23 protein-coding genes are annotated in these 24,853 nt (G+C 54.3%); 19 read left to right on the plus strand and 4 right to left on the minus strand.

Annotation, left to right across the window (positions count from 1 at the left end):
* The first annotated feature begins 317 nt into the window (after positions 1–317).
* From mnmG to mgtE, 14 genes are all read left to right on the plus strand, one after another.
* Positions 318–2,222 (plus strand): tRNA uridine-5-carboxymethylaminomethyl(34) synthesis enzyme MnmG, encoded by a 1,905-nt coding sequence (gene mnmG, locus HZU72_RS05235; RefSeq protein ID WP_180090861.1) that lies wholly within the window; start codon positions 318–320, stop codon positions 2,220–2,222.
* Complete coding sequence (rsmG, locus tag HZU72_RS05240; RefSeq protein ID WP_180090862.1) at positions 2,219–2,884, plus strand: 16S rRNA (guanine(527)-N(7))-methyltransferase RsmG; 666 nt, start codon at positions 2,219–2,221, stop codon at positions 2,882–2,884. Before mnmG ends, rsmG begins: the two co-directional genes overlap by 4 nt.
* A 41-nt stretch (positions 2,885–2,925) precedes the next feature.
* Complete coding sequence (locus tag HZU72_RS05245; RefSeq protein WP_180090863.1) at positions 2,926–3,693, plus strand: ParA family protein; 768 nt, start codon at positions 2,926–2,928, stop codon at positions 3,691–3,693.
* 60 nt (positions 3,694–3,753) lie between these two features.
* Positions 3,754–4,683, plus strand: a complete 930-nt coding sequence (locus HZU72_RS05250; RefSeq protein WP_180090864.1) for a ParB/RepB/Spo0J family partition protein — start codon at positions 3,754–3,756, stop codon at positions 4,681–4,683.
* A 218-nt stretch (positions 4,684–4,901) separates the two neighbouring features.
* Positions 4,902–5,294: an ATP synthase subunit I gene (locus tag HZU72_RS05255; protein ID WP_180090865.1), complete on the plus strand. Its 393-nt coding sequence runs from the start codon at positions 4,902–4,904 to the stop codon at positions 5,292–5,294.
* A gap of 32 nt (positions 5,295–5,326) precedes the next feature.
* Positions 5,327–6,154: a F0F1 ATP synthase subunit A gene (atpB, locus tag HZU72_RS05260; RefSeq protein WP_180090866.1), complete on the plus strand. Its 828-nt coding sequence runs from the start codon at positions 5,327–5,329 to the stop codon at positions 6,152–6,154.
* Between the two features lie 64 nt (positions 6,155–6,218).
* Positions 6,219–6,446, plus strand: a complete 228-nt coding sequence (atpE, locus tag HZU72_RS05265) for a F0F1 ATP synthase subunit C (RefSeq protein WP_007112217.1) — start codon at positions 6,219–6,221, stop codon at positions 6,444–6,446.
* A 76-nt stretch (positions 6,447–6,522) separates the two neighbouring features.
* Entirely contained in the window at positions 6,523–6,993 is a 471-nt protein-coding gene (locus HZU72_RS05270; protein ID WP_064232398.1) for a F0F1 ATP synthase subunit B, read from the plus strand.
* Positions 6,994–7,004: 11 nt separating this feature from the next.
* On the plus strand, positions 7,005–7,541 hold the full coding sequence (locus HZU72_RS05275) for a F0F1 ATP synthase subunit delta (RefSeq protein ID WP_180090867.1): 537 nt from the start codon (positions 7,005–7,007) through the stop codon (positions 7,539–7,541).
* Between the two features lie 16 nt (positions 7,542–7,557).
* Positions 7,558–9,102, plus strand: coding sequence for a F0F1 ATP synthase subunit alpha (gene atpA / locus HZU72_RS05280; protein WP_180090868.1), 1,545 nt, complete (start codon positions 7,558–7,560; stop codon positions 9,100–9,102).
* Between the two features lie 65 nt (positions 9,103–9,167).
* Positions 9,168–10,055, plus strand: a complete 888-nt coding sequence (gene atpG, locus HZU72_RS05285) for a F0F1 ATP synthase subunit gamma (protein ID WP_180090869.1) — start codon at positions 9,168–9,170, stop codon at positions 10,053–10,055.
* Between the two features lie 73 nt (positions 10,056–10,128).
* Positions 10,129–11,508 carry a F0F1 ATP synthase subunit beta gene (atpD, locus tag HZU72_RS05290; RefSeq protein WP_009286338.1) on the plus strand — a complete coding sequence of 460 codons (1,380 nt, stop codon included), beginning with the start codon at positions 10,129–10,131 and terminating at the stop codon, positions 11,506–11,508.
* A gap of 24 nt (positions 11,509–11,532) precedes the next feature.
* Positions 11,533–11,961, plus strand: a complete 429-nt coding sequence (locus tag HZU72_RS05295; protein ID WP_180090870.1) for a F0F1 ATP synthase subunit epsilon — start codon at positions 11,533–11,535, stop codon at positions 11,959–11,961.
* A gap of 171 nt (positions 11,962–12,132) precedes the next feature.
* Positions 12,133–13,515: a magnesium transporter gene (gene mgtE / locus HZU72_RS05300; protein ID WP_180090871.1), complete on the plus strand. Its 1,383-nt coding sequence runs from the start codon at positions 12,133–12,135 to the stop codon at positions 13,513–13,515.
* A gap of 26 nt (positions 13,516–13,541) precedes the next feature.
* Here mgtE and HZU72_RS05305 read toward each other — a convergent pair whose 3' ends face one another.
* On the minus strand, positions 13,542–14,735 hold the full coding sequence (locus HZU72_RS05305; protein WP_180090872.1) for a cation diffusion facilitator family transporter: 1,194 nt from the start codon (positions 14,733–14,735) through the stop codon (positions 13,542–13,544).
* A gap of 219 nt (positions 14,736–14,954) precedes the next feature.
* On the opposite strand from HZU72_RS05305, the gene HZU72_RS05310 reads away from it, so the two are divergent.
* The 5 genes from HZU72_RS05310 to nhaD all read left to right on the plus strand — a co-directional run bounded on the left by HZU72_RS05310 (position 14,955) and on the right by nhaD (position 21,949).
* Entirely contained in the window at positions 14,955–15,755 is an 801-nt protein-coding gene (locus tag HZU72_RS05310) for an undecaprenyl-diphosphate phosphatase (RefSeq protein WP_180090873.1), read from the plus strand.
* Between the two features lie 12 nt (positions 15,756–15,767).
* The gene (locus HZU72_RS05315) at positions 15,768–16,937 is read left to right on the plus strand and encodes an FAD:protein FMN transferase (RefSeq protein ID WP_235975994.1); all 1,170 of its coding nucleotides are present in this window, start codon (positions 15,768–15,770) and stop codon (positions 16,935–16,937) included.
* 1 nt (position 16,938) lies between these two features.
* Positions 16,939–18,309 carry a bifunctional UDP-N-acetylglucosamine diphosphorylase/glucosamine-1-phosphate N-acetyltransferase GlmU gene (gene glmU, locus HZU72_RS05320; protein ID WP_180090874.1) on the plus strand — a complete coding sequence of 457 codons (1,371 nt, stop codon included), beginning with the start codon at positions 16,939–16,941 and terminating at the stop codon, positions 18,307–18,309.
* A 189-nt stretch (positions 18,310–18,498) separates the two neighbouring features.
* Complete coding sequence (glmS, locus tag HZU72_RS05325) at positions 18,499–20,325, plus strand: glutamine--fructose-6-phosphate transaminase (isomerizing) (RefSeq protein ID WP_180090875.1); 1,827 nt, start codon at positions 18,499–18,501, stop codon at positions 20,323–20,325.
* Positions 20,326–20,482: 157 nt separating this feature from the next.
* Positions 20,483–21,949, plus strand: coding sequence for a sodium:proton antiporter NhaD (nhaD, locus tag HZU72_RS05330; RefSeq protein ID WP_180090876.1), 1,467 nt, complete (start codon positions 20,483–20,485; stop codon positions 21,947–21,949).
* 110 nt (positions 21,950–22,059) lie between these two features.
* Here nhaD and HZU72_RS05335 read toward each other — a convergent pair whose 3' ends face one another.
* The 3 genes from HZU72_RS05335 to HZU72_RS05345 all read right to left on the minus strand — a co-directional run bounded on the left by HZU72_RS05335 (position 22,060) and on the right by HZU72_RS05345 (position 24,851).
* Positions 22,060–22,659 (minus strand): CBS domain-containing protein, encoded by a 600-nt coding sequence (locus tag HZU72_RS05335; RefSeq protein WP_180090877.1) that lies wholly within the window; start codon positions 22,657–22,659, stop codon positions 22,060–22,062.
* Between the two features lie 132 nt (positions 22,660–22,791).
* On the minus strand, positions 22,792–24,177 hold the full coding sequence (locus HZU72_RS05340) for an ATP-binding protein (RefSeq protein ID WP_180090878.1): 1,386 nt from the start codon (positions 24,175–24,177) through the stop codon (positions 22,792–22,794).
* Positions 24,174–24,851 carry a response regulator transcription factor gene (locus HZU72_RS05345; RefSeq protein ID WP_180090879.1) on the minus strand — a complete coding sequence of 226 codons (678 nt, stop codon included), beginning with the start codon at positions 24,849–24,851 and terminating at the stop codon, positions 24,174–24,176. Before HZU72_RS05345 ends, HZU72_RS05340 begins: the two co-directional genes overlap by 4 nt.
* Positions 24,852–24,853: the final 2 nt, after the last annotated feature.

The following is a 24,853-nucleotide window of genomic DNA, read 5'->3' on the forward strand; positions in this document are numbered from 1 at the left end:
TAGCACCCTTTCTACCCAGGCACTCCCGTCTTCAAACATGTAGAAGTCAACAATATAAGTTAATGAAATAATTAATGATTAATCGCTTATACACAGAAATTGTCCACACTAGTAATTACAACATTTACAGAACTTCTCTTATTTTATATTTATATTGTTATTAATAGAGGCGGTTTAGCGATTTGAGGTGTGGAAAAACCTGACGGTTACCCACAGGGGGTTTATACTTGCCGACTCATTGATCTAAGGTGGCTGCGTCTAGAATCGACTGCATTGGCCACATCATCCGTGCCGACAGGCACAAGACGAGGTGTTTCTTGAATTACCCCGACCGCTTTGACGTGATTGTCATCGGCGGTGGCCATGCGGGAACTGAAGCCGCACTGGCCTCTGCTCGTATGGGCTGTCAGACCCTGCTGCTCACCCATAACATCGAAACTCTGGGCCAAATGTCGTGTAATCCCGCGATTGGCGGCATCGGCAAAAGTCACTTGGTCAAGGAAATTGATGCACTGGGTGGCGCCATGGGGCTTGCCACGGATTTGGGTGGCATCCAGTTTCGCGTGCTCAATGCCAGCAAAGGGCCCGCTGTTCGGGCCACCCGTGCCCAGGCTGACCGCATCCGTTATAAGGCAGCAATCCGCGGAATGCTGGAAAACCAGCCCAACTTAACGATTTTCCAGCAAGCCGCTGGTGATCTGATTGTGGATAACGACACCGTACGAGGCGTTGTCACGGAGACTGGGATTCGCTTTCATGCCGACAGCGTAGTGCTGTGTACCGGTACATTTTTGGGTGGCGTGATTCATATTGGTTTGGATCAAAGCAAAGGCGGCCGAGCGGGTGATCCTCCCTCCAACGCGCTGGCTGAACGTCTGCGCGCCCTGCCGTTTCGGGTTGATCGTCTAAAAACCGGTACGCCGCCGCGCATCGATGCCAAAAGCGTGGATTTTTCCCAGTTGGAAGAGCAGCCCGGTGATAGCCCAACACCAGTTATGTCCTACCTGGGATCGCGGGAGATGCACCCTCAGCAGGTGAGTTGCCACATTGCTCACACCAATCAGCACACCCACGACCTGATTCTGGCCAACCTGGATCGTTCGCCGATGTATTCCGGCGTAATTGAAGGGATCGGGCCGCGTTACTGCCCATCGATTGAAGACAAGGTTCATCGCTTTGCCGATAAATCCAGCCACCAGGTGTTTATCGAACCCGAAGGCTTGGATACCCATGAGCTCTACCCCAACGGCATCTCGACCTCGTTGCCTTTTGATGTGCAAATTCAAGTCGTGCGCTCCATCAAAGGCTTGGAAAATGCTCATATCACCCGGCCTGGCTATGCCATTGAGTACGACTTTTTTGATCCACGAGACTTAAGACACTCGCTGGAAACTAAATTTATCCACAACCTGTTTTTTGCGGGTCAAATCAACGGCACTACCGGCTACGAAGAAGCCGGTGCTCAAGGTTTGCTCGCAGGCCTGAATGCCGCCCGCCGCGCTCAGGAGCTGGACGCCTGGTATCCCCGCCGCGATGAAGCCTATCTTGGTGTACTGGTTGATGATCTGATCACTATGGGTACCAAAGAGCCCTACCGGATGTTTACTTCCCGTGCGGAGTACCGCCTGCTGTTGCGGGAAGACAACGCGGATTTGCGCTTAACCGAAGCGGGCCGGGAATTGGGTCTTGTCGACGACACGCGCTGGGCAGCGTTTAGCCAAAAACGCGAGGCTATCGAACAAGAGAGCGCGCGGCTAAGCACCCTGTGGATACAACCAGGAAGTCCAGCGGCTGAACAAGTGGCCGAAAAAACCGGCGCACCGCTTACTCGCGAGTATTGCCTGAGTGATTTGCTTAAACGCCCTGAATTGAATTACAGAGATTTGGCCAATCTGCCCGGTATTGAGGGCACCCTGGTCACTGACCCGGCAGTCGCCGAGCAGGTGCAGATTCAGGCTAAGTATCAAGGCTATATCGATCGCCAGCAGCATGAGATCGATAAGCTCAAGCGCCACGAAGCTACGCCACTGCCTGCGGAACTGGATTATTTGAAAGTCGAAGGTTTGTCTAACGAAATTCGCCAAAAGCTGGCTGAAGCGCGGCCGGAAACGCTTGCTCATGCGGCGCGGATTTCAGGGGTTACCCCGGCGGCCGTCTCTATTTTGCTGGTACATCTGAAAAAGCGCCGTTTGGTGGCCGCAGCTGAGGTGGTTAACGGATGAGTTCGTTGAACCCACTGTTGAAGACTCTACCTGCAAGCGTTGCACCTCGGCTCGATCAAGGCCTTACCCAGTTAGGCATCGCCGTTGACGAACATCAACGCCAACAGCTGCTAGGCTTATTGGCGCTGTTGCACAAGTGGAACCGGGCTTATAACCTCACAGCGGTGCGCGATGTGGATGACATGGTGTCGCGTCATGTGTTGGATAGCGCCGCTGTGTTGCCCTATGTGCTGGGGCCAAAGCTACTGGATGTGGGTGCGGGCCCTGGGCTTCCTGGCATTGTATTAGCGATATTAGCCCCTCACCTTGATGTGACGCTGTTGGATAGTAATGGCAAAAAAGTGCGCTTTCAGCGTCAGGCGGTAATGGAGTTAGGGCTTGAAAACGTAACTCCCGTACAAGCGCGGGTGGAACAGTTTGAGGCCGCCGCTTTCGATCAGGTGATTTCCCGGGCTTTTGCCAGCTTGGTCGATTTTGTCACCTTGACCCGCCAGCTACCTAGCGCCGACGGCCAGTGGTTAGCCATGAAAGGCCCGGGTGCGGATGATGAACTGCGCGACTTACCTGCCGGTATATGTTTACACCAGCGTCACCTGCTAGAAGTACCCTTTGAAGCAGCCCAGAGGCAGCTGCTGGTTTTAAATGTGAAAGCTGAATGTTGAGAGCTGAACGTTGATTCTGACCCCCAGAAGGAGTTGAGTAAGTGAGCCAGATCATTGCCCTGACCAACCAAAAAGGCGGCGTGGGCAAGACCACCTCGGCCGTTAACCTGGCGGCCAGTCTCGCTGCGCTCGACCGTCGCGTACTGCTGGTGGATCTTGACCCCCAAGGCCATGCCAGCATGGGCAGCGGAATCGATAAATATGAGCTCGATAAAAGCGTGCTTGACGTTCTCCTGGGCGAAGCAACGGCCGCTGATACGATTGTCAAAAAGCTGGCGGTCAAGTACGACGTACTGCCGGGTAACGGTGATCTCACCGCTGCCGAAGTCGAGCTGCTGGATCGCGATAAAAGCGAGAGCTGCTTAACCACCGCGCTTGCTTCGGTTTCGGATGCGTATGACGTAGTGCTGATCGATTGCCCGCCCTCATTGAACATGCTGACAGTGAATGCATTAACGGCTTCCGATAGCGTGCTGATCCCTCTTCAGTGCGAGTTTTATGCCCTGGAGGGGTTGTCGGCCCTGCTCGATACCGTTGAGCAGATTAAGCAAAATGTGAATCCTGATCTTGCCATTGCGGGGATTTTGCGCACCATGTACGACAAGCGCACCAGCCTCACGCGGGAAGTGGATAAGCAGTTGCGTGACTATTTTGGCGATATGCTATTGAAAACGACCATCCCGCGTAATGTAAAAGTTGCCGAAGCGCCAAGCCACGGGCTGCCCGTTACGCAATATGCCCGGTTCTCCCGGGGTAGCCAGGCCTATCGCGTGCTGGCGAAAGAGATGATTCGTCGTCTTTCACTGTAACCACTCTTCACTTCAACTCTTCAATTCAAAAAAGGGCGCTGAAAAAATGAGGGAAAGCGTATGACGCGTAAACCCGCGCTGGGACGTGGCCTGGATGCCCTGATTGGTGCCGGTGCCCGTCGTCGTGACAGCTTAGAACTTGCCGGTAGTGGCACCTCGTTGGAGCTTTCTGACGCCGCGCGTAGCGCTGCGGCCGACGACGTTACCGAAGATCGTCTTGAACGCCTGCCGTTAGGGCAATTAACGCGGGGTAAATATCAGCCGCGCCGCGATATTCAGCCCGAAGCGTTAGAGGAGCTGGCGGACTCCATTCGCGCCCAGGGCGTGATGCAGCCCATCGTCGTGCGCCCAATTGGCGTGGATCGCTACGAAATTATTGCCGGTGAGCGTCGCTGGCGGGCAGCCCAACTTGCCGAGCTGGACGTTATCCCGGCGGTGATCCGGGAAGTCAGCGATGAAGTTGCCCTGGCACTGGCGCTGATCGAAAACATTCAGCGTGAAAACCTCAACGCCATCGAAGAAGCCATGGCGCTCAAGCGCCTGGGCGAAGAGTTTGAGCTTACCCAGCAGCAGATTGCCGACGCAGTGGGTAAATCGCGCACCCAGGTGGCCAATCTGTTGCGCCTGCTGGCGTTAGATCCGGAAGTGCAAACCCTGCTCGAACGGGGTGACCTGGATATGGGGCATGCACGGGCATTGCTGACGCTGAACAGCACCCAGCAGCGCCAAGTGGCTCATGAGGTGGTTAATAATGATATGACGGTGAGGGCCACCGAAGCGCTGGTGAAAAAAGTCCAAACCAGCCAAACACCAATCAAAACGCCTAGCCGCCAAAGCAAGCAGCCCGATGTGGCCAAGCTTGAAACACATCTTGGCGAACTGCTTGGTGCGCCTGTCTCCATTGATCATGGTCAAAAAGGCAAAGGTAAGTTAACGATACGTTATACCAGCCTCGAAGAATTGGACGGCATCTTAAATCATATTAAATAGCAGGCTATTCAATGTCGCGTAAGAAGCGCACACGTTTTCCCTCTTTGGTCGCAATTAGGCCCCTTAACGGGCAAATTCGGTGCGAGTTCGGTTGAAGGTGTGATAGCCCTTCCCTATAATCGCGCAAGATTTGTGCAAGTTGCCTTGGTTTGTCGAGGTATTAGCTTGTCGAGCAGTGGGTTTTAACTAGTGAGGCTGGGTAATTTTCCCCAAGAGTTATGCAGCGATACGAAACCCAGCGGAGAAAAGCCTATATCATTCGACTGACGATCGCGCAGCTGATGGTTACCTTTGTTGGTATGCTGGCAGCCTACCTAGTCGCAGATGCTGAAGGTATGTCATCGGTATTTAAAGGAGCGCTGGTAGCCTTATTACCGCAAGCCTTTTTTATTCAGCGAATGGGGGTTTTTCACGCTAGGCGCCGAACACGAGGAGCTATGCACTTATTTCGTGCTGAAGCAGGCAAGTTTGGTTTGACGGTGGCACTGTTTGTTGCAGTGTTCGTTGCAGCGCCCCCCTCAAACCCTACTTTCTTTTTTTACGCTTATGTTGCGGTTGTTCTAACGCATTGGCTTACGCCTTGGTTAATGCCAAAAAACGCTAATGCCTAGAAAATTGCACAACTGATTGAGGTGACACATCCATGGCCGCAGGAAACGAAGTCTCAACGACTTACTATATCCAGCACCACTTGCAGAATTTGACCTTTGGCAACCACCCCGAGAACGGCTGGTCGCTGGCGCACTCAGCGGAAGAAGCAAGTGAAATGGGCTTTTGGGCCATTCATTTAGATACCATGGGTTGGTCGATTGCCATGGGGTTGCTGTTTATCTGGATTTTCCGCAAAGCCGGCAAAATGGCCACCACGGGGGTGCCCAGTGGCCTGCAAAATGCGGTTGAAATGGTTGTTGAATTTGTCGAGGACATGGTCAAAGGGATATTTAAAGGGCATAACCCGATTATTGCGCCCCTGGCCCTGACGCTGTTCGTGTGGATTCTGTTCATGAACACGCTAAAAATTATTCCGGTCGACTACTTCCCTGTCTTGTTCAGCAAGTTAGGTGTGGACTACATGAAAATAGTACCCACTACCGATGTGAACGCCACATTGGGGCTGGCATTAGGTGTTTTCGGACTGATTCTCTTCTACAGCTTTAAGGTGAAAGGCGTGGGTGGCTTCGCCAAAGAGCTGTCACTGACGCCGTTTAATCACTGGGCATTGATTCCCTTCAACCTGTTGTTGGAAGTCGTTGCGTTGCTGGTGAAGCCGTTTAGTTTGGCGATGCGTCTGTTCGGCAATATGTTTGCCGGGGAAGTCATCTTTATTTTGATCGCCATGCTGCCGTTCTGGGCTATCTGGGTGCTGGATGTGCCGTGGGCTATTTTCCATATTTTGATCGTCGTACTACAAGCTTTCATCTTTACAGTGCTGTCCGTGGTGTATCTAAGCGCTGCACACGAACATCATTAACCTAGCAATAACCTTTTCATTAACCCTCAACCCTTAACCAAAACTTAAACTCAGGAGCTTCATCATGGAAATGGTTTATCTTTCAGCTGCCATCATCATCGGTCTAGGCGCGCTGGCTACTGGCATTGGCTTCGCTCTGTTGGGCGGCAAACTGCTTGAGTCAACTGCACGTCAGCCTGAACTGGGTGACCAACTGCAAACTAAAACCTTCATCATGGCCGGTCTACTTGACGCCGTTCCGATGATCGGTGTTGGTATTGCGATGTACCTGATTTTCGTTGTTGCCGGTTAATGACAGCTCAGCCGAGCGCTAAGCGCTCGGTTTTGTTTCACTCCGGTCGCCACGAACTTGTCAGAGGTACATTCCTGTGAATATCAACATGACGCTAATCGGGCAGACGATCGCCTTCGCGATCTTTGTCTGGTTTTGCATAAAGTATGTGTGGCCTCCGATCAGCAATGCGCTTCATGAGCGTCAGAAGAAAATTGCTGATGGCTTGGATGCAGCCAGCCGTGCTAACCGTGATCTTGAGCTTGCTCAAGAGCGGGCAGAACAGACGCTGCGTGAAAGCAAGGAGCAAGCTTCTCAAATTCTTGAGCAGGCCAACAAACGCTCTGCCCAGATGATTGAAGAAGCCCGCGAGCAAGCCCGCGCCGAAGGCGAACGCCTAGTAGCGAGTGCACGTTCCGAGATTGAGCAAGAAGTGAATCGCGCTAAGGATGAACTTCGTGCCCAGGTCTCTTATCTCGCCGTTATGGGTGCCGAGCGTGTTCTTGAAGCGTCGGTCGACGAACAAGCCCATCGCAAGTTACTCGATGAGCTTGCTGCTGAACTGTAAGGAGGTGAACCATGGCGGAATTACTTACCGTCGCTCGTCCTTACGCTAAAGCAGCGTTTGAATACGCGCGTGATCATGAGGCGCTTGATAGCTGGTCACAGGCGCTGGGCTTTTTAAGCTTAGCGGTCGCTGACAGCGATGTTCGTCGTTTGCTGGGCAGTCCAAAACTTGAGAACGCACAAAAAGTATCGCTGCTGGCCGATATGACACCAGGCGAGCAAGACGAGGCTTTACAGCGTTTTTTAGATGTTTTGGCAGACCAAGGTCGTTTGATGTCACTTTCATCAATCGCTGTTCAGTTTGAGCACCTACGTGCCGAACACGAACAGCGTGTTGAAGTAAACGTCACCTCTGCTTACAAATTAGATAGTAAGCAGAAGACCAAACTAGCGAACGCGCTCAAGAAACGTCTGAATCGCGAAATCTCCATTACTACTCAGGTGGACAAGTCGCTTATCGGCGGTGTCATCCTGCGTGCTGGCGACACCGTTATTGACGGGTCGGTACGTGGTCGATTGAACCGCCTTTCCGAAGCGCTAACCGCTTGAGTCTGAGGGACATGGCATGCAGCAACTGAATCCTTCCGAGATCAGCGACATCATCAAGCAGCGAATTGAAAAGCTTGACGTCGCATCCGAAGCCCGTAATCAGGGCACCATCGTCACTGTTTCCGACGGTATCGTGAAAATTCACGGCCTCGAAGACGCGATGTTTGGTGAAATGATTGAATTCCCCAACAGCATTTTTGGCATGGTACTTAACCTGGAGCGCGACTCCGTTGGTGCCGTGGTGCTGGGTGACTACCTGCAGCTTGAAGAGGGCATGACCGCCAAGTGTACCGGTCGTATTCTCGAAGTGCCGGTGGGCCCTGAGCTGATTGGCCGCGTTGTCGATGCGCTGGGCAACCCCATCGATGGTAAAGGCGAAATTGACGCTAAAATGACCGACGCCGTTGAAAAAGTGGCGCCGGGCGTTATTACCCGTCAATCCGTTGATGAGCCGATTCAAACCGGCCTAAAGTCGATCGATGCCATGGTGCCGATCGGCCGTGGTCAGCGTGAGCTGATCATCGGTGACCGTCAGATCGGTAAGTCCGCCATTGCCATTGATGCAATCATCAACCAGAAAGGCAAAGGCGTGACCTGTGTCTACGTAGCGATCGGTCAGAAGCAGTCGACCATTGCCAACGTGGTGCGCAAGCTCGAAGAGCATGGCGCCATGGAGCACACTATCGTTGTCGCCGCTGGCGCTGCAGATCCGGCGCCGATGCAGTTCCTGGCCGCCTACTCCGGCTGCACCATGGGCGAATACTTCCGCGACCGCGGCGAGAACTCGCTGATTGTGTACGACGACCTCTCCAAGCAGGCCGTCGCCTACCGTCAGGTATCGCTGCTGCTGCGTCGTCCGCCCGGCCGTGAAGCTTACCCCGGTGACGTTTTCTATCTCCACTCGCGTCTACTTGAGCGTGCTGCGCGCGTTAACGCCGACTACGTTGAGAAGTTCACTAACGGTGAAGTGAAAGGCAAAACCGGTTCCTTAACCGCGCTGCCGATCATCGAAACCCAGGGTGGCGACGTTTCTGCGTTCGTACCGACCAACGTGATCTCGATCACCGACGGTCAGATCTTCCTGGAAACCAACCTGTTTAACTCCGGTATTCGTCCGGCGATTAACGCAGGTCTGTCGGTTTCTCGCGTCGGTGGCTCGGCGCAGACCAAGATCATCAAAAAGCTCGGCGGCAGTGTGCGTCTGGCGTTGGCTCAGTACCGTGAGCTGGCGGCATTCTCGCAGTTTGCCTCTGATCTTGATGAAGCCACGCGTAAGCAGCTTGAGCACGGTCAGCGTGTTACTGAGCTGATGAAGCAGAACCAGTACTCGCCAATGTCAGTTGCCGAGATGGCGCTCTCGCTGTATGCCGCCAACGAAGGTTACCTGGACGACGTCGATGTGAACAAAGTGTTGGACTTCGAGCGTGCGTTGCACGACTACATGAAGTCTGAGCACGGTGATCTGCTCGACAAGATCAACCAGAGCGGCGACTACAACGGTGAGATTCAAGACAGCTTGAAGTCGGGTCTTGAGAAGTTCAAGGCGACTCAGAGCTGGTAATGTCTGGCCCGCCTGCGGGCGGGTTTGCATGCTTTCTGAGAGCCACGAACGAAGGGTAGATCGCTATGGCAGCTGCAAAAGAGATACGCACCCAGATCGGGAGCATTAAAAATACGCAGAAGATCACCAGCGCCATGGAAATGGTGGCTGCATCTAAAATGCGTAAAGCGCAAGATCTGATGAGAGCTAGTCAGCCTTACGCTAAGCAGATCCGCAAAGTGGTTGGCCACATTGCCGACGCGAACCCCGAGTACAAGCACGACTATATGGTCGAGCGTAGCGAGGTTAAGCGCGTTGGTTACATTGTGGTCTCCACAGACCGTGGTCTGTGCGGTGGCTTGAACCACAACCTCTTCAAAGCCTTACTCAAACAGGCCAGCGAGTGGAAAAAGCAGGGCGCAGAGCAGGATTTTTGCGCTCTGGGCGCTAAGGCCAGCACCTTTTTTCGCAACTACGGTGGCAATTTGGTGGCGGCGAAGAGTGGTTTAGGCGAAGCCCCGACCGTTGAAGGTTTGATTGGCAGTATTAAGGTCATGCTCGAAGCGTACGATGAAGGACGTCTCGACCGGCTTTACGTGGTGCACAACGAGTTTGTGAACACCATGACCCAAAAGCCAGTGGTTCGTCAGCTTCTTCCGCTGTCGCCTGATATGGGCGCAGACGCTGAGCAAGACGACGAAAACGCCCGTCCCGGAAGCTGGGACTACCTGTATGAACCGGATGCCAAGGCGTTGCTCGATAGCCTGCTGGTTCGTTTCATCGAATCGCAGGTGTATCAGGCGGTAGTGGAAAACGGCGCTTGTGAACAAGCCGCCCGAATGATCGCTATGAAAAGTGCCACTGACAACGCAGGCGGCCTTATCGACGATCTGGAGATGGTCTACAACAAGGCCCGTCAGGCCGCCATCACCCAGGAAATTTCTGAGATCGTCGGCGGCGCTGCTGCCGTATAACGCCTAGGGAGTCGACTATTTAAGCGACTCCCGGCAGACAGGTTTCATTTGCAGGTTTTAGAGAGGAACCAAGATGAGCGGACGTATCGTACAAATCATCGGCGCGGTGATTGACGTAGAGTTTCCGCGGGACTCTGTGCCCAAGGTCTACGACGCGCTGAAGGTCTCCGATGTTGAGACCATCCTCGAAGTCCAGCAGCAGCTGGGCGACGGCGTGGTGCGCACCATCGCCATGGGCTCCACTGAGGGCTTGAAGCGTGGCATGGACGTGACCAGCACAGGTGCCGCCATTTCCGTACCGGTAGGTAAGGAAACGCTGGGCCGTATTATGAACGTACTCGGTGAGCCGATCGACGAAGCGGGACCGATCGGTGAGCAAGAGCGTATGCCGATCCACCGTAAAGCCCCGAGCTATGCAGACCAAGCAGCCTCTAACGAGCTGCTGGAAACCGGTATCAAGGTTATCGACTTGGTCTGCCCGTTCGCTAAGGGTGGTAAAGTTGGTCTGTTCGGCGGCGCCGGTGTCGGTAAGACCGTTAACATGATGGAGCTTATCCGCAACATCGCCACCGAGCACAGCGGCTACTCTGTATTCGCTGGTGTTGGTGAGCGTACGCGTGAGGGTAACGACTTCTATCACGAAATGACGGAATCCAACGTTATCGATAAGGTATCGCTGGTTTACGGTCAGATGAACGAGCCCCCGGGCAACCGTCTGCGCGTAGCGCTGACCGGCCTGACCATCGCCGAGAAATTCCGTGATGAAGGCCGCGACGTTCTACTATTCGTCGATAACATCTACCGTTACACCCTGGCGGGTACCGAAGTATCGGCACTGTTGGGTCGTATGCCATCAGCGGTAGGTTACCAGCCTACGCTAGCTGAAGAGATGGGCGTTCTGCAGGAGCGTATTACCTCGACGAAAACTGGCTCAATCACCTCCGTACAGGCCGTTTACGTGCCTGCGGATGACTTGACCGACCCGTCGCCGGCGACCACCTTCTCGCACCTGGATGCTACCGTGGTATTGGCACGTTCTATCGCCGAGCTGGGTATCTATCCGGCGATCGACCCGTTGGACTCCACCTCACGTCAGTTGGATCCGTTGGTCGTCGGTGAAGAGCACTACGCCACTGCTCGTGGTGTGCAGAATGTTCTTCAACGCTACAAAGAGCTTAAGGATATTATTGCCATTCTGGGTATGGACGAGCTGTCTGACGAAGACAAGTTGGCCGTTTCCCGGGCGCGTAAAATCCAGCGCTTCTTGTCGCAGCCGTTCTTCGTGGCCGAAGTATTTACCGGTTCACCAGGTAAGTATGTCTCGCTGAAAGACACCATCAGTGGCTTCCAGGGCATTCTCGCTGGCGAATACGACGATATGCCGGAACAGGCCTTCTATATGGTCGGCTCCATCGACGAAGCCGTCGAGAAAGCCAACCAGATGAAGAAGTAATCCCGTCCATTAGGGGGATTCGCTATGGCGAATAGCTTTACTTGCAATATCGTCAGCGCTGAAGCATCGATCTTCTCAGGTACTGTTGAGCAGGTGATTGCTTCCGGGATGATGGGTGACCTGGGCGTTTTGCCGGGTCACGCCCCGCTGCTGACCGAGCTTCAGCCGGGTCCGGTACGCGTGATTCACGATGGCGGCAAGGAAGAGAACTTCTTTGTCTCGGGGGGCTTCATGGAAGTCCAGCCGGATGTCGTGACGATTCTGGCCGACTCTGCATCGCGTGCCAGCGACCTCAACGAGGCCGCTGCCGAAGAAGCACGTCAGCAGGCGCTGAAAGCCTTTAATGAGAAGTCATCGGAGCTCGATTATACTCGCGCTGCCGCTGAACTTGCCGAAGCCGTTGCACAGCTGCGAACGATTCAGCAGCTGCGTAAAAAGGCGGGTAAAGGCTAACTCTCACGCACTTGGCGTGTGTCCAACGCCCCTTAAACCCGCTACCAGGGTTTAAGGGGCGTTTTTTTTGTTTGGCAAAATAAGTAAGTATGATGAGCTTTGCCAGTAGGATGGGCTGGGTGATGGATTAGCTCGGCAGCACGACGCTTGTAAGCGCAAGGGGAGAGAGTCATGGCACTGAATGATGAAAGCCTACAGGAATTAAAAGCCGAACTGCTCGACGAGTTGGCCAAGGAAGTGCCCAGTAAATCGGTGCTCTCTTTGCGTTTGGCCGAAACCCGCTCCGCGGATATCGGTGAAGTGCTCGAAGAGATGATCGAGGATGATGAAGAGCTGCCTGCGGCGCTCGCTCTACTGGATATTCTTTCTGCGGAACGGGCAGCCAATGTGCTGGGCTATCTGCCCGGTGAGAGCCAGCTCGAAGTGGTAGGGAAGCTGGATGACAGCCAGGTTCTCAAGCTGCTCGAAGAGATGGGGTCGGACGAACGCGCCGATCTGTTCAATCTTCTCAATGAAGACCGTCGTGAGGCACTGCTGCGACGCATGGCTCACCGCGAGCGAGAAGACCTGAAGCGGCTTGCCAGCTACGAAGAGGGTACCGCCGGCGCCATCATGACCTCTGACTATGTCTCCATAGCCAGTGGCATGACGGTGTCGCAGGCGATGATGAGGGTACGCCAGACCGCTCCCGATGCGGAAACGGTCTATCAGCTGTATATCCTGGATAGCGATGGACAACTGATCGGTACCATGTCGCTGCGTCAGCTTATGGTGGCACGCCCCGGCGCTATTGTTGATGACATTATGATCAAGGATGTCATCAGTACACGGGTTGATAGTGCCCAGGAAGATGTCGCCCGTATTGTGGCGAAGTACGACTTGTTGGCGCTGCCAGTGATCGATGCCGATGAACGCATGGTCGGTATTGTGACCCACGATGACGCGATGGATGTCGCTGAATCCGAGGCGACAGAGGATTTCCACAAGGGGATGTCGATCGGCCAGCTGGAAGATGGCGTAAGCCGGGTGAAGCTCTGGAGCCTATACCGTAAGCGCGTGTTCTGGCTGGTACTGCTGGTCTTTGCCAATCTGTTTTCGGGGGCCGGGATTGCCTATTTTGAGGAGACCATTGCCGCCCAGGTAGCGCTGGTATTCTTTTTACCGTTATTGATCGGTAGTGGCGGTAACGCCGGGGCTCAGGCAGCTACGTTGATGGTGCGCGGCATGGCGACCGGTGACGTTGGCGTCAAAGATTGGGGCAAACTACTGGGCCGTGAGCTACTTGTCGCCGGGTCACTGGGTATCACCATGGCCATCGCGGTAACGCCTATTGGCATTATGCGCGGGGGAGAAGCGTTGGCAATGGTGGTCGCCTTGAGCATGGTGACCATCGTGCTGTTTGGTAGCCTGTTGGGGATGTGCCTGCCGTTCGTACTCGAGCGCTTTAAGGTCGACCCTGCCACGGCATCGGCGCCGCTGGTCACCACCTTGATTGATGCCTCTGGGGTGGTGATCTACTTCAGCATCGCCACACTACTGTTGACGGGGTTATAAGAAGAAACAACCAGTGGGTAGTGGCTCTAGCGCATCGAGCTACTGGCGGCGCGGGTGATAAACAGCACCTCGACGTGGCCGAGCCACTCGATATCGCTAGCCAGCGCTTTTAGTTGGCTAGCGAGGCACTGGGGCGGCTGATGCACGGCGTCGTCAATGATCAATGATACCGACACCTTATCGTCCAAGTAGTGCAACTGGAGCTCGTTCAGGGTGCGCCACACAGGGTGCTTGTACCAGCGTGCATCCAGGGCAGCCTCTACTTCAGGGCGGAGCGGAAGGCCGGGAAGGCGGCTAGGATCTCCTGCACCGGCGTCGTCTTCGGGGTCGACATGGAAGATCACGTCGGTCAGTGCGGGGAACTCGTGGCGCAGGCGGCGGCTGACTTCGTTACCGATTTCATGGGCTTCCGACACGGTAATCTTAGGCCCCACCACCACGTGCAGATCGACCATCACCCAGCCGGCGGATTGGCGAGTACGCAGGTCATGGACGCTATCCACACCTGGTACGCTGCAGGCCACATCGTGCATCTGATCCTGCACATCCACCGGCAGCGCTGTATCCACCAACTCACGAGCCGACTCCCATAGCAGATCCAAACCTACTTTACCCACCAACAGGCCCACAATGATGGCGGCCACGGCATCCAGCCAGCCCAAGCCAAACTGGGCACCCACCAAGGCTACCAACACCACGGCAGTGGATAAGGCATCACTGCGCGAGTGCCAAGCATTGGCTTCGAGTAACTTTGATTTTACCCGCTTGGCAACCCGCATGGTGTAACGAAAAATCCACTCTTTGCTAAACAGCGCGATGACGGTAATCACGATTGCCAGCGCGCCAGGGGCGTTAACGTCGGCGCCGCTAAACAGGCGATCCAGGCTCGACCAGGCAATCGCGCCAGCCACGAAAATTAGCACGCTTCCCAGCAGCAGGGTCGTCAGGGTTTCGATACGGCCGTGGCCGTAATGGTGGTCTTTATCGGGCTCCTGACGCCCATAGTGAATGGCCGCCAGGACAAAGCCATCGGTGACTAAATCAGATAGGGAGTGAATGCCGTCGGCAATCAACGCCGCTGAACCGACCATAAAACCGATCACGACTTTGACGATGCTTAACAGGGCATCCAGCCACGCACCGATATAGGTAACACGTTTGGCCTCTTGGCTAAGTCGCGCTTGATCGTGAACCACTGGCGTTTCGATGGTCTGAGTCATGGGTACCTTGCAAGGACGCACGCATTCAATAGATGCCTATTGTAGCGCACTCCTTATATCCTCTATAGGCTCCACTGCTTCCAGGCTGTGAAAACGATACCTTTGTGTGTCAGTGGCGGCTAGTGTCAGCAAAGGCAATGCGGACAACGAATAGGTGGATGTGTATCCTTAAACGCCATTGCAAACCATTAAATTGTTTCTATACACAGGATTTTTTTTATGGATTGGCTCCAGGTGGTGGTGTTAGCGGTTGTTCAGGGAGTGTCAGAGTTTTTACCCGTTTCAAGCTCTGCCCACCTAATCTTGGTGCCTGTGCTGACCGAGTGGCAAGATCAAGGGCTAGCCTTTGATGTTGCTCTGCATTTAGGCAGCCTCTCCGCGGTGATTATCTATTTCCGTCAGGAAATTTGGCAGATGGTCATTAGCAGCTTGGCTGCGCTCAGCGGCAAAGGAGTGAACGAAGATGCACGACTGGCTTTATGGGTGACGTTAGCGACCATTCCTGTGGGGCTTATTGGTTTACTACTGCACGATGTTATTTCTCATTTTATGCGCTCTACACTGATTATCGGCTTCAGTTTAATTGTTTTCGGGCTATTGTTGGGGTATGCCGATTGGCGTAAAGAGGGGACGCGCAATGAGTACCAACTACGTTTGAAGGATGTGCTGATTATTGGTGGTGCCCAGGCGCTAGCACTCATCCCAGGCACCTCACGCTCGGGAATTACCATTACCGCGGCGCTGTTGGTGGGCATGAGCCGAGAAGGCGCCTCGCGCTTCTCTTTCTTATTATCAATCCCGGTGATTGTGCTGGCAGGTGGCCTAGAAGCAGTGGGGCTGTTTAACGCTCCACAGTCGATTGATTGGATCGCGATGTTGGCGGGCACCCTGTTATCGGGATTAAGCGCGTATTTGTGTATTCACTACTTTCTGGTGGTTATAAAAAAATTAGGAATGCAGCCCTTTGTGATTTATCGCGTGCTGTTCGGCGCCTGGCTGCTGTGGTTCTTTTATTTTTAGGATAAAGCAACGATGAAAAAGGCTGTTGAACGCACAGCAAGGTGGGGACGTGCTCTTATCGTAACGGGCTCACTGCTGGGCTTGGGGTTAGGCGTGGCAGGCTGCTCAGAGAGCGATCGACCGCTGGAACCACCGGTACGCTTTGATGGCAATATTTTCGGCACCTTCTACCAGGTGACCATTATGGATCCGCTTACTCAGGGCGAGTCTCTTGAGTTGGAAGAGGGCTTTAAAGCAGAGCTTGAGAGTGTTGATCAGGCTATGTCCACCTATCGTGAAGATGCCGAACTGATTGCTTTTAACGAGGCTCCGCTGGAGGAGTGGCAGCCGCTCTCCAATGAGCTCATTGAGGTATTGGCGATTAGCCAATCCGTCGCTGAAGCCAGTCACGGCGCCTTTGATATTACCGTGGGCGACCTGGTCAATTTGTGGAGCTTCGGCCCCGGTGCGCGGCCAGAAGAGGTGCCCGCCGACGATGTTCTCGCCGAGCAGTTGGCCCAGGTAGGCTTTGACGCGTTAGAGGTCGATACTCAAAATATGCAGGCACGGCGTATCCGCGATGTGTTTGTCGACCTTTCTGGCGTGGCTAAAGGCCATGGAACTGACCGGGTAGCTGCTTACCTGGAGCAGCAGGGGCTTGAGCACTACTTAGTCAATATTGGTGGAGAACTGATCGCCCGCGGACTGCGTGATGAGGAAGAACAAACGCCCTGGCAGATTGGTATTGAGGTACCTGAAAATGGCCAGCAGCGTGCTCAGCATATTATCCCACTAGAGAGTATGTCGGTGGCCACCTCAGGTGATTACCGTAACTATTTTGAAGCAGATGGCCATCGCTTTTCCCACACCATCGATCCGCGCACGGGTCGACCAGTGACCCACCAGCTTGCCTCGGTGTCGGTTTTTCATCCCTCCAATGCCTGGGCGGATGCCTGGGCGACGGCGCTACTGGTGGTTGGCGAAAAGGAGGCGATGCAACTGGCCATTGAGAATAACCTCAAAGTGCTTTTGCTCGTGCGTGATGGCGAGCAGTGGCTCAGCATTGCTAGCCCGGAATTTGTTAATTATTTTGGGGAAACACTGGTTAATGAGTTGGGCATTGAACAACGACGAACCCCAGCGACCAACAGCCCCGCCACAGACAGCCCAGCGCCCGCTGACCCATCAGTAATAGGTGAATAGTATGCAAGAACTGGATATTGTCATTCTCGCCGCGGGTAAAGGCACGCGGATGCGTTCACAAATACCTAAAGTGCTTCACACCTTGGCGGGTAAGCCTATGGTGCAACACGTGCTGGATACCGCTTCAGGATTGCAGCCGGATCGCACCCATGTCGTGATTGGTCATGGCGCTGAACAGCTGCGTGAAGCGTTGGCAGAACATACTGTGCAGTTTGCCGTGCAGGCCGAGCAGAAGGGCACCGGACACGCGGTTGCGCAAGCGCTCGAGCAGTTAGGGAACGGCAAGGTGTTAGTCCTTTACGGTGATGTACCGTTGCTGCAACGGGAATCCCTGAGCGAGCTGTTGGCCTATGTAGATGAACAGCACATGGGGCTGTTGACGGTAGCGCTAGCGGATCCCACGGGCTATGGACGAATTGTGCGCGACGACGCAGGCGAAGCAGTGGCGATCGTTGAGCAAAAAGATGCCAGCAGCGCCGAACTTGCGATCACCGAATGCAATACCGGCATTATGGCCATGACGAGTGCCCAGATTAAACGCTGGTTACCGCAGCTCTCCGCAGAAAATGCCCAGGGTGAGTACTACCTGACCGATGTAATTGCCATGGCCGCAGAGGAAGGCATCAAGGTATGCACTGCCCAACCGGCCTCCGCCGTTGAAGTGGAAGGGGTTAATAATCGAGCGCAAATGGCCCGCTTGGAGCGCGTTTATCAACGCCAGTTGGCCGATAATTTAATGGCACAAGGAGTGGCTCTTGCCGACCCCGAACGGCTCGATGTGCGCGGGCGTTTGACCTGCGGTCACGATGTGTTTATCGACGTGGGTTGTGTCTTTGAAGGCGAGGTTGAACTAGGCGAGGGCGTGCGCATTGGCCCCTACTGCGTGATCAAAAACAGCACTATTGGTGCAGAGAGCGTGATAGAGACCCACAGCGTGATAGACGGTACCGTGGCAGCTGGCCTGAACCAGGTTGGCCCCTTTGCACGGCTACGCCCAGGGACGCGGTTGGCGGTAAAAGCCAAGGTGGGCAATTTCGTTGAAACCAAAAACGCCGATGTGGGTGAGGGCAGTAAGATTAATCACTTAAGCTACGTCGGTGATGCCCGATTGGGGCGTGACGTGAACGTGGGGGCTGGCACGATCACCTGTAACTACGACGGCGCTAACAAGCACCACACCGACATTGGTGATAACGCCTTCATCGGTTCGAACACTGCCTTGGTCGCACCTGTTTCGGTAGGCAAAGGCGCTACCATAGGGGCTGGGTCTACGATTGCTAAAGATGTCACCGACTACGCGTTGGCCGTTACGCGAGGCCGTCAGCTAGAAAAAATTGATTGGCTGCGTCCCAGTAAAGTGACAAAGCCTTAGGGCTGGAAGGAAGCAATTATTAAAGAGGGCTCTTGAGTCAGTTCTTAAAACAGCACTTAATATCGTTTTTAAAATGGTGCTAAGAATCATTAAAAAGCCGTATTCATAATCATTAGTCGTCGTTTTACAGTTCTGCGGACTGGTTGAGTCGCTTTTGAAGCGCTCTGGTTCAAACCTAGGAGAATCACTATGTGTGGCATTGTGGCCGCCGTTGCCCAGCGCAACGTCCAAGAAATTCTATTAGAAGGACTAAAACGCCTGGAATACCGCGGCTACGATTCAGCCGGTATGACGGTGTTCAACGACGGTGTATTAACCCGCCATCGTGCGCTTGGAAAAGTGGCGGCGCTTACCGCCCAATTGGATGCGGCCGCACTGCCGGGTTTTTCGGGTATCGCGCATACCCGCTGGGCAACCCACGGTAAACCCTCTGAGGCCAATGCGCACCCGCACCACAGTAGCGATCAGGTTGCCGTTGTGCATAACGGGATCATTGAGAACTACGAGGCTATAAAAGAGAGCCTCCAGCGCAGTGGCTATGCGTTTAGCTCAGAAACCGATACCGAAGTAATTGCTCACTTACTCTCCGAAAAGCTGGCTGATGGGCTCACCCTGTTTGATGCTACCCAGCAGATCGTTAACGGCTTAGGCGGCGCCTACGCCTTGGGGGTAATGAGCGTTAAAGAGCCTGGAGTCGTGGTTGGCGCACGCCAGGGTAGCCCGCTGGTGGTCGGTGTGGGGATTAATGAGGCCTTTTTAGCCTCTGACCCGCTGGCACTGCTGCCGGTTACCGATCGCTTTATTTACCTGGAAGAGGGCGATTTGGTTGAGCTGCGCGTTCAAGGGGCCATTCGCATAGTGGATCGCCACGGTAACGACGTCGAGCGCCCTATTCATACCTTTGAGCACGGCGATGGCGCGGCCAGTAAGGGCGATTACCGCCACTATATGCTCAAAGAGATTTTCGAGCAGCCAACGGTGATTGAGGCGGCACTAGAGGGGCGGCTGAGCGCTCAAAGCGTGTTAATAGAGAGCTTTGGCCCCGATGCGCTGGCGCTTTTCCAGCGCACTCGCCACGTGCATATCATTGCCTGCGGCACCAGCTACCATGCGGGGCTGGTGGCGCGTTATTGGTTGGAGCGCTATGCGGGGGTGCCGGTGCAGGTCGAGGTGGCCTCTGAATATCGCTACCGCCACCCGGTCGTGCCCGAAGGCACGCTGTTTGTCACCCTCTCCCAGTCCGGCGAAACCGCCGACACCCTGGCCGCGTTACGTTTTGCTAAAACCCTCAACTATGTGGGCTCGCTGGCGATTTGTAACGTGCCCGGTAGTTCGCTGGTGCGTGAGTCAGACATTACCCTTATGACCCGCGCGGGCCCTGAAATTGGCGTGGCCTCCACCAAAGCCTTTACCACCCAGTTAGTGGCGTTAATGCTGCTGACGCTTTCGGTCAGTAAAGCCAAAAATCAGGTTGAGTATCCGGATATAATCGCTGCGCTGCGCACGTTGCCGGAGGTGTGTCAGCGGGTGCTGGCGTTGGATAGCCAGATCGAAATACTTTCCCAAGCGTTTGCAGAGAAACATCATGCACTCTTCTTGGGGCGCGGGGCTCACTATCCGATTGCCCTTGAAGGGGCGTTAAAGCTCAAAGAAATTTCCTATATTCATGCCGAGGCGTATCCAGCAGGGGAGTTAAAGCATGGCCCGCTGGCGCTGGTGGACAGCGAAATGCCAGTAATCTCGGTCGCCCCCAACGATGACCTGCTTGAAAAGCTAAAATCCAACCTTCAGGAAGTCCGTGCCCGCGGCGGTCAACTGTTTGTGTTCGCTGATGAAAGCGTGGGTATCGACGCCCAGGAAGATATACGTGTGCTGACCCTGCCACACGTGCACGAAGCGCTGGCGCCGCTACTGTATACCCTGCCGCTACAGCTATTGAGCTACCACGTGGCCGTACTCAAAGGCACCGATGTAGACCAGCCCCGTAACCTGGCTAAAAGCGTGACGGTGGAGTGATTTAGACCTCAGACTTTATATTTAGTTAAGCCAATAAAAACGCTTTACAAGATGCGGCAATAAGTCGCATCTTATGCGCAACCGTTGCGTTGCAGCATGTCATTAGGGTGCTTATGATCGTGGCGGTCTTTTTCCCTTCTGATTGGATAATATCGCCATGAAACCACCAAACGTCCACGTAACCCGGCATTATGCTAGCCGGGTCACTTGGTTGTTGCTCGCCTGCACGCTTTTTGTCTTTCCTTCTCTCTCTTATGCCGCCGCCGGGCCCCTAGATCTTACTCTTTCGCTTGCCGGTATCTCTTCTGTCGTGATCTTCGTGCTCGCCTATGCGTTGGTGATGAGTGAAGAGCTACTGCATATGCGTAAGTCTAAGCCGGTGCTGGTTGCGGCAGGGCTTATCTGGGCGCTAGTGGCCTGGGTCTATGTACAAGCGGGGATGCCGGAAGAGGCGGAAACCGCCTTCCGTGAAACACTACTTGAATACGCTGAGCTATTGCTGTTTTTGCTGGTGGCAATGACCTATATCAATGCCATGGAAGAGCGTCGGGTATTTGATGCGCTACGTTCTTGGCTAGTGCGTAAAGGCTTCAGCTATCGCTCCTTGTTCTGGATTACCGGTGTCATGGCATTCGGTATTTCGGCGATCGCCAACAATATGACCACCGCCATGCTGATGTGCGCCGTGGTACTCAAAGTGGCCGAGGGAGATAATAAGTTTATCGGCCTTTGCTGTGTCAACGTAGTAGTGGCTTCCAACGCGGGCGGTGCCTTTAGCCCATTTGGCGACATCACCACACTGATGGTGTGGCAGGCGGGCCAAGTGCCGTTTGAAGGATTCTTCGCGCTGCTGCTTCCCGCGGTGGTTAATTTCATGGTACCTGCGGTTATCATGAATTTCTTCATCGTTAATCGCCAGCCAGCCTCGCTTAAAGAGAATGTTTGGCTCAAGCGCGGCGCGCGGCGAATTATCGTACTGTTTTTGATTACCGTGGCCATCTCGGTTCTGTGCCATTCTATCCTCTACTTACCGCCTGCCATGGGCATGATGTTTGGTTTAGGCCTACTGCAGTTCTTTGGTTACTACCTGCGCCGCAGCCTGCCGCGTTCGCTTGAACGCAAGCGTGAACGCTATTCCCGCCGGGGCGATTGGAAGAAGCTGGAGCAGCTGGGAAGCGTGGTACCCTTCGATATTTTCAGCCGTATCGCCCGTTCCGAGTGGGATACGCTGCTGTTCTTCTATGGGGTGGTGATGTGCGTGGGTGGCCTTGGCTTTATGGGCTATCTCAGCCTGCTTTCCGAAACGCTCTACGGCAGTTGGAACCCGGTGTGGGCGAACGTGGTGCTGGGGCTTATCTCGGCAGTCGTGGACAACATCCCGGTGATGTTCGCGGTACTTTCCATGGCCCCGGATATGACGGAGGGTAATTGGCTGTTGATTACCTTAACCGCAGGCGTGGGGGGTAGTTTGCTCTCTATGGGCTCTGCCGCGGGAGTCGCCCTTATGGGCCAGGCGCGAGGTATTTATACCTTTGCCGTACACCTTCGCTGGGTACCGGCAATATTGCTGGGCTATGCCGCCAGCATTGCGACGCATCTTTGGATCAATGCCGCTTTGTTCTAAGGTGCGTTAAAACGTGAAACGCCCTTCATCGAGGAATCGGTGAAGGGCGTTGTTGTCTCTGGATTCAGGAATTAAAGGTGATTAACTTAAAGATGATCAGCGGCGACGTGTTACAGGTCATGGCCGGTAATGACTTGGCAAATATCAGCGAAGCTTTTTGCCATAGGCACCGGGTTGATCTCTTTCCCCACCGCACTCTGTATATCGCTGGCTGAGATAAGGCCGCGAATTCTAATGTGGTGGTCATCGTTTTGCTCAGTGATTAACAGGTGTTGATCAGTCACGGCTTCCATTGACAGCACCAGATCCTCAATTGTCAGTGATGCCAACTGGGCGATGGGCATGGCGCTAAGCTTGTGCCAAGGGGTCATGATCATTTCAGCGGTCACTTCTTCGCGGCTGAGATTACGCTGCTGCATGGCGATGTTGATACGCCGGGTGCCAATCACTTCTTTTGAGTTAATAATGCCGATGCAGTGCGCTTGGTGATCCATCACGAACAGTAGTCTTACGCCGCTATAACGCATCTTAAGGTGCGCCTCGTCGATGGGCGTGTCGGCATCAACGGATTGAGGCATGACTTGGGAAAAGTCAGTCAGTACCGTCATCGCTGGGCTAGTAGGCAGTAGCCGCTGCGCAGCTGGCTTGGCTAGCAGTGGTGCTGAGCCTAGTTGAATTAAGGGCTTAGGTGAAAATGTCACTTGGTTCATCAGGGTACCTCCATGTGGAGAAAAGGGGAGAGCCGTGGGTATCTGGCTCGCCTTGCAACTCCACAGTTGCACGCAATTCTTATCGCAACCTTAAGAGACCCATAAAACTCAGCTTAGGAAGCAAAGAGAGTGTTACTCCTCTTTTAGTCGCTGTAAAACAATACGCACACGCAATCCCCCACTGGGAGCACTATCAAGCTGAAGGGTGCCGCCGTGGCGTTTGATCAGCCGCTCAACGATGGAAAGTCCTAATCCTGAACCAGCGCTGGGGCCTGCGCGTTGAAAACGCTCAATCACTTTTTTGCGTTCATTAATCGGTATCCCCGGCCCCTGGTCATCCACCGTCAATTGAAAGCAATGTGGCGTCGTCGCTAGGGTGATGCTGATGACACTTTGGTTAGGCGAGTGTTGGATGGCATTACCGACCAGATTCTGTACCAGGGTTTCAATGGCACCGGGCTCTTCTAATATCGACCAATCTGCCTGCTCATCTGCATTTAACAGTAGCTGCTGTTCGCGCTCGGCGGCCAGCGGCGAAAGCTTGGCCAGGGTCTCACGCACTTCACTAAGCAACTGGCTAGTGCGGTATTCAGGCTGCGACTCCTCTTCAGGCTCCAGGCGAGCCAGCGTTAAGAGTTGGGTAACCAAGCGCGTGGCCCGTGCAACGCCGCCACGAAGGTGATTGAGCGCCTCCTGACGATCTTCAATATTGTCGGCAGTCAGGGCATTTTGGGCGTGTAGATCAAGCACTGCTAAGGGTGTACGTAATTCATGGGCGGCATCGGCAATAAAGCGTTTTTCGCGCACGCGCATTATGCGGATTCGCTCTAACAGCCGGTTGAGTGCACCGGCGATAGTATCTAGTTCCTGGGGCAGTGGGCTGAGGGTGAGAGGCTGTAAATTATGCGGATCACGATTGCGAATTTGCTCGGCCATGCGCGACAGCGGTACCAAGCCCCAGCCAATCGACCACCACAGCAGGGCGGTGAGTAGCGGCAGGCCAATCAGGTCAGGCAGTAGCGTGCGCAATGCTACCGCCCTGATCAGCTCCCCGCGAACGTCTTCGCGCTCGCTCACTACCACACGATTTGATGAGCCCGGCACCTCAAGGACATACACTCGCCAATCGTGCACCCCCACGGTAAGCGTTGAGTAGCCGATGGGCTGTTGAGCAAGGGGCGTTTCAGGAGCGCTCGCAGAGCGCAGCAGTAGGCGATCGTCTTCCCACAGTTGGAAGGCTAATTTGCTTTCGTAGCGGTGGCCCGCAAAGCGTTTGTCAGAGTCGCGAGCGCGCTGTAATGCGCTCTCTAAGCTGTTAATTAACACATTGCGATTGGTATCAGGCAGCGGCGCCTGTAACAAACCTTCTAGCAGACGTGCATTCTGGGCTAAGCTGGCATCGTACAGCTCTTCTATTTCATGGGCGGCATAACGGTAGCTGACAAAGCCGATTACCAGCATGCTTAGGCCAAATACCAGTAGCGATAGCCCCAGGGTACGTTGTCTAATTGAGGTCATACGTCATCCTTTGACGGCTTATCCATGACATAGCCAATGCCACGCACCGTGCGAATGACCTCGGTGAACAGCTTGCGGCGTAAATGATGGATATGAACCTCAATGGCATTGCTCTCCACATCTTCATCCCAGCCGTAGACCAGCCGGGCTAAAGTATCACGGGTAAATACTCGGCCAGGGTGGCTCATAAACTCTTGCAACAGCGTGAGTTCGCGTCGCGATAAACTTACATCTTGCCCCTGAAAGCTAACGGTTAAGGTATGGGGATCCAGACGAATGCCACGACAGCTCAATATACTGCTGACTTGGCCCTGGCTACGCCTTAGCAAGGCGCGTAGTCGGGCTTTCAGCTCCGCCACTTCGAAAGGTTTGGTTAAATAGTCATCGGCGCCCGCGTCTAGCCCCGCGATGCGGTCATCCACCGCATCGCGGGCAGTCAGTACCAGAATGGGCACCTGGCTGCCGTGTCGCCTGACAGCGTTCAATACCGTCATACCATCCATACGCGGCAGCCCCAGGTCGAGAATCACTGCATCAAAGGGTTCTCCCTCTTTTAGCGCATTCAGCGCGGTAGCTCCGTCGCTCAGATGATCCACGGTGTAGTGCTCGGGCTTCAAGGCCAAGCGGATACCCGAGGCTAGGCTTGGGTCATCCTCTACCAGCAAAATGCGCATAG

Source organism: Vreelandella sedimenti (genome assembly GCF_013416325.1).
Classification (GTDB): Bacteria; Pseudomonadota; Gammaproteobacteria; order Pseudomonadales; family Halomonadaceae; genus Vreelandella; species Vreelandella sedimenti.

Excerpts from the sequence above, each read along its gene's own strand:
- nhaD (WP_180090876.1), top strand. The coding sequence starts at position 20,483 with ATGAAACCACCAAACGTCCACGTAACCCGGCATTATGCTAGCCGGGTC.
- HZU72_RS05255 (WP_180090865.1), top strand. The coding sequence starts at position 4,902 with ATGCAGCGATACGAAACCCAGCGGAGAAAAGCCTATATCATTCGACTG.
- atpD (WP_009286338.1), top strand. The coding sequence starts at position 10,129 with ATGAGCGGACGTATCGTACAAATCATCGGCGCGGTGATTGACGTAGAG.
- HZU72_RS05340 (WP_180090878.1), bottom strand. The coding sequence starts at position 24,177 with ATGACCTCAATTAGACAACGTACCCTGGGGCTATCGCTACTGGTATTT.
- HZU72_RS05305 (WP_180090872.1), bottom strand. The coding sequence starts at position 14,735 with ATGACTCAGACCATCGAAACGCCAGTGGTTCACGATCAAGCGCGACTT.
- HZU72_RS05345 (WP_180090879.1), bottom strand. The coding sequence starts at position 24,851 with ATGCGCATTTTGCTGGTAGAGGATGACCCAAGCCTAGCCTCGGGTATC.
- atpB (WP_180090866.1), top strand. The coding sequence starts at position 5,327 with ATGGCCGCAGGAAACGAAGTCTCAACGACTTACTATATCCAGCACCAC.
- atpE (WP_007112217.1), top strand. The coding sequence starts at position 6,219 with ATGGAAATGGTTTATCTTTCAGCTGCCATCATCATCGGTCTAGGCGCG.
- HZU72_RS05275 (WP_180090867.1), top strand. The coding sequence starts at position 7,005 with ATGGCGGAATTACTTACCGTCGCTCGTCCTTACGCTAAAGCAGCGTTT.
- rsmG (WP_180090862.1), top strand. The coding sequence starts at position 2,219 with ATGAGTTCGTTGAACCCACTGTTGAAGACTCTACCTGCAAGCGTTGCA.
- HZU72_RS05335 (WP_180090877.1), bottom strand. The coding sequence starts at position 22,659 with ATGAACCAAGTGACATTTTCACCTAAGCCCTTAATTCAACTAGGCTCA.
- mgtE (WP_180090871.1), top strand. The coding sequence starts at position 12,133 with ATGGCACTGAATGATGAAAGCCTACAGGAATTAAAAGCCGAACTGCTC.
- HZU72_RS05310 (WP_180090873.1), top strand. The coding sequence starts at position 14,955 with ATGGATTGGCTCCAGGTGGTGGTGTTAGCGGTTGTTCAGGGAGTGTCA.
- atpA (WP_180090868.1), top strand. The coding sequence starts at position 7,558 with ATGCAGCAACTGAATCCTTCCGAGATCAGCGACATCATCAAGCAGCGA.
- HZU72_RS05295 (WP_180090870.1), top strand. The coding sequence starts at position 11,533 with ATGGCGAATAGCTTTACTTGCAATATCGTCAGCGCTGAAGCATCGATC.
- HZU72_RS05250 (WP_180090864.1), top strand. The coding sequence starts at position 3,754 with ATGACGCGTAAACCCGCGCTGGGACGTGGCCTGGATGCCCTGATTGGT.
- glmS (WP_180090875.1), top strand. The coding sequence starts at position 18,499 with ATGTGTGGCATTGTGGCCGCCGTTGCCCAGCGCAACGTCCAAGAAATT.
- HZU72_RS05315 (WP_235975994.1), top strand. The coding sequence starts at position 15,768 with ATGAAAAAGGCTGTTGAACGCACAGCAAGGTGGGGACGTGCTCTTATC.
- glmU (WP_180090874.1), top strand. The coding sequence starts at position 16,939 with ATGCAAGAACTGGATATTGTCATTCTCGCCGCGGGTAAAGGCACGCGG.
- atpG (WP_180090869.1), top strand. The coding sequence starts at position 9,168 with ATGGCAGCTGCAAAAGAGATACGCACCCAGATCGGGAGCATTAAAAAT.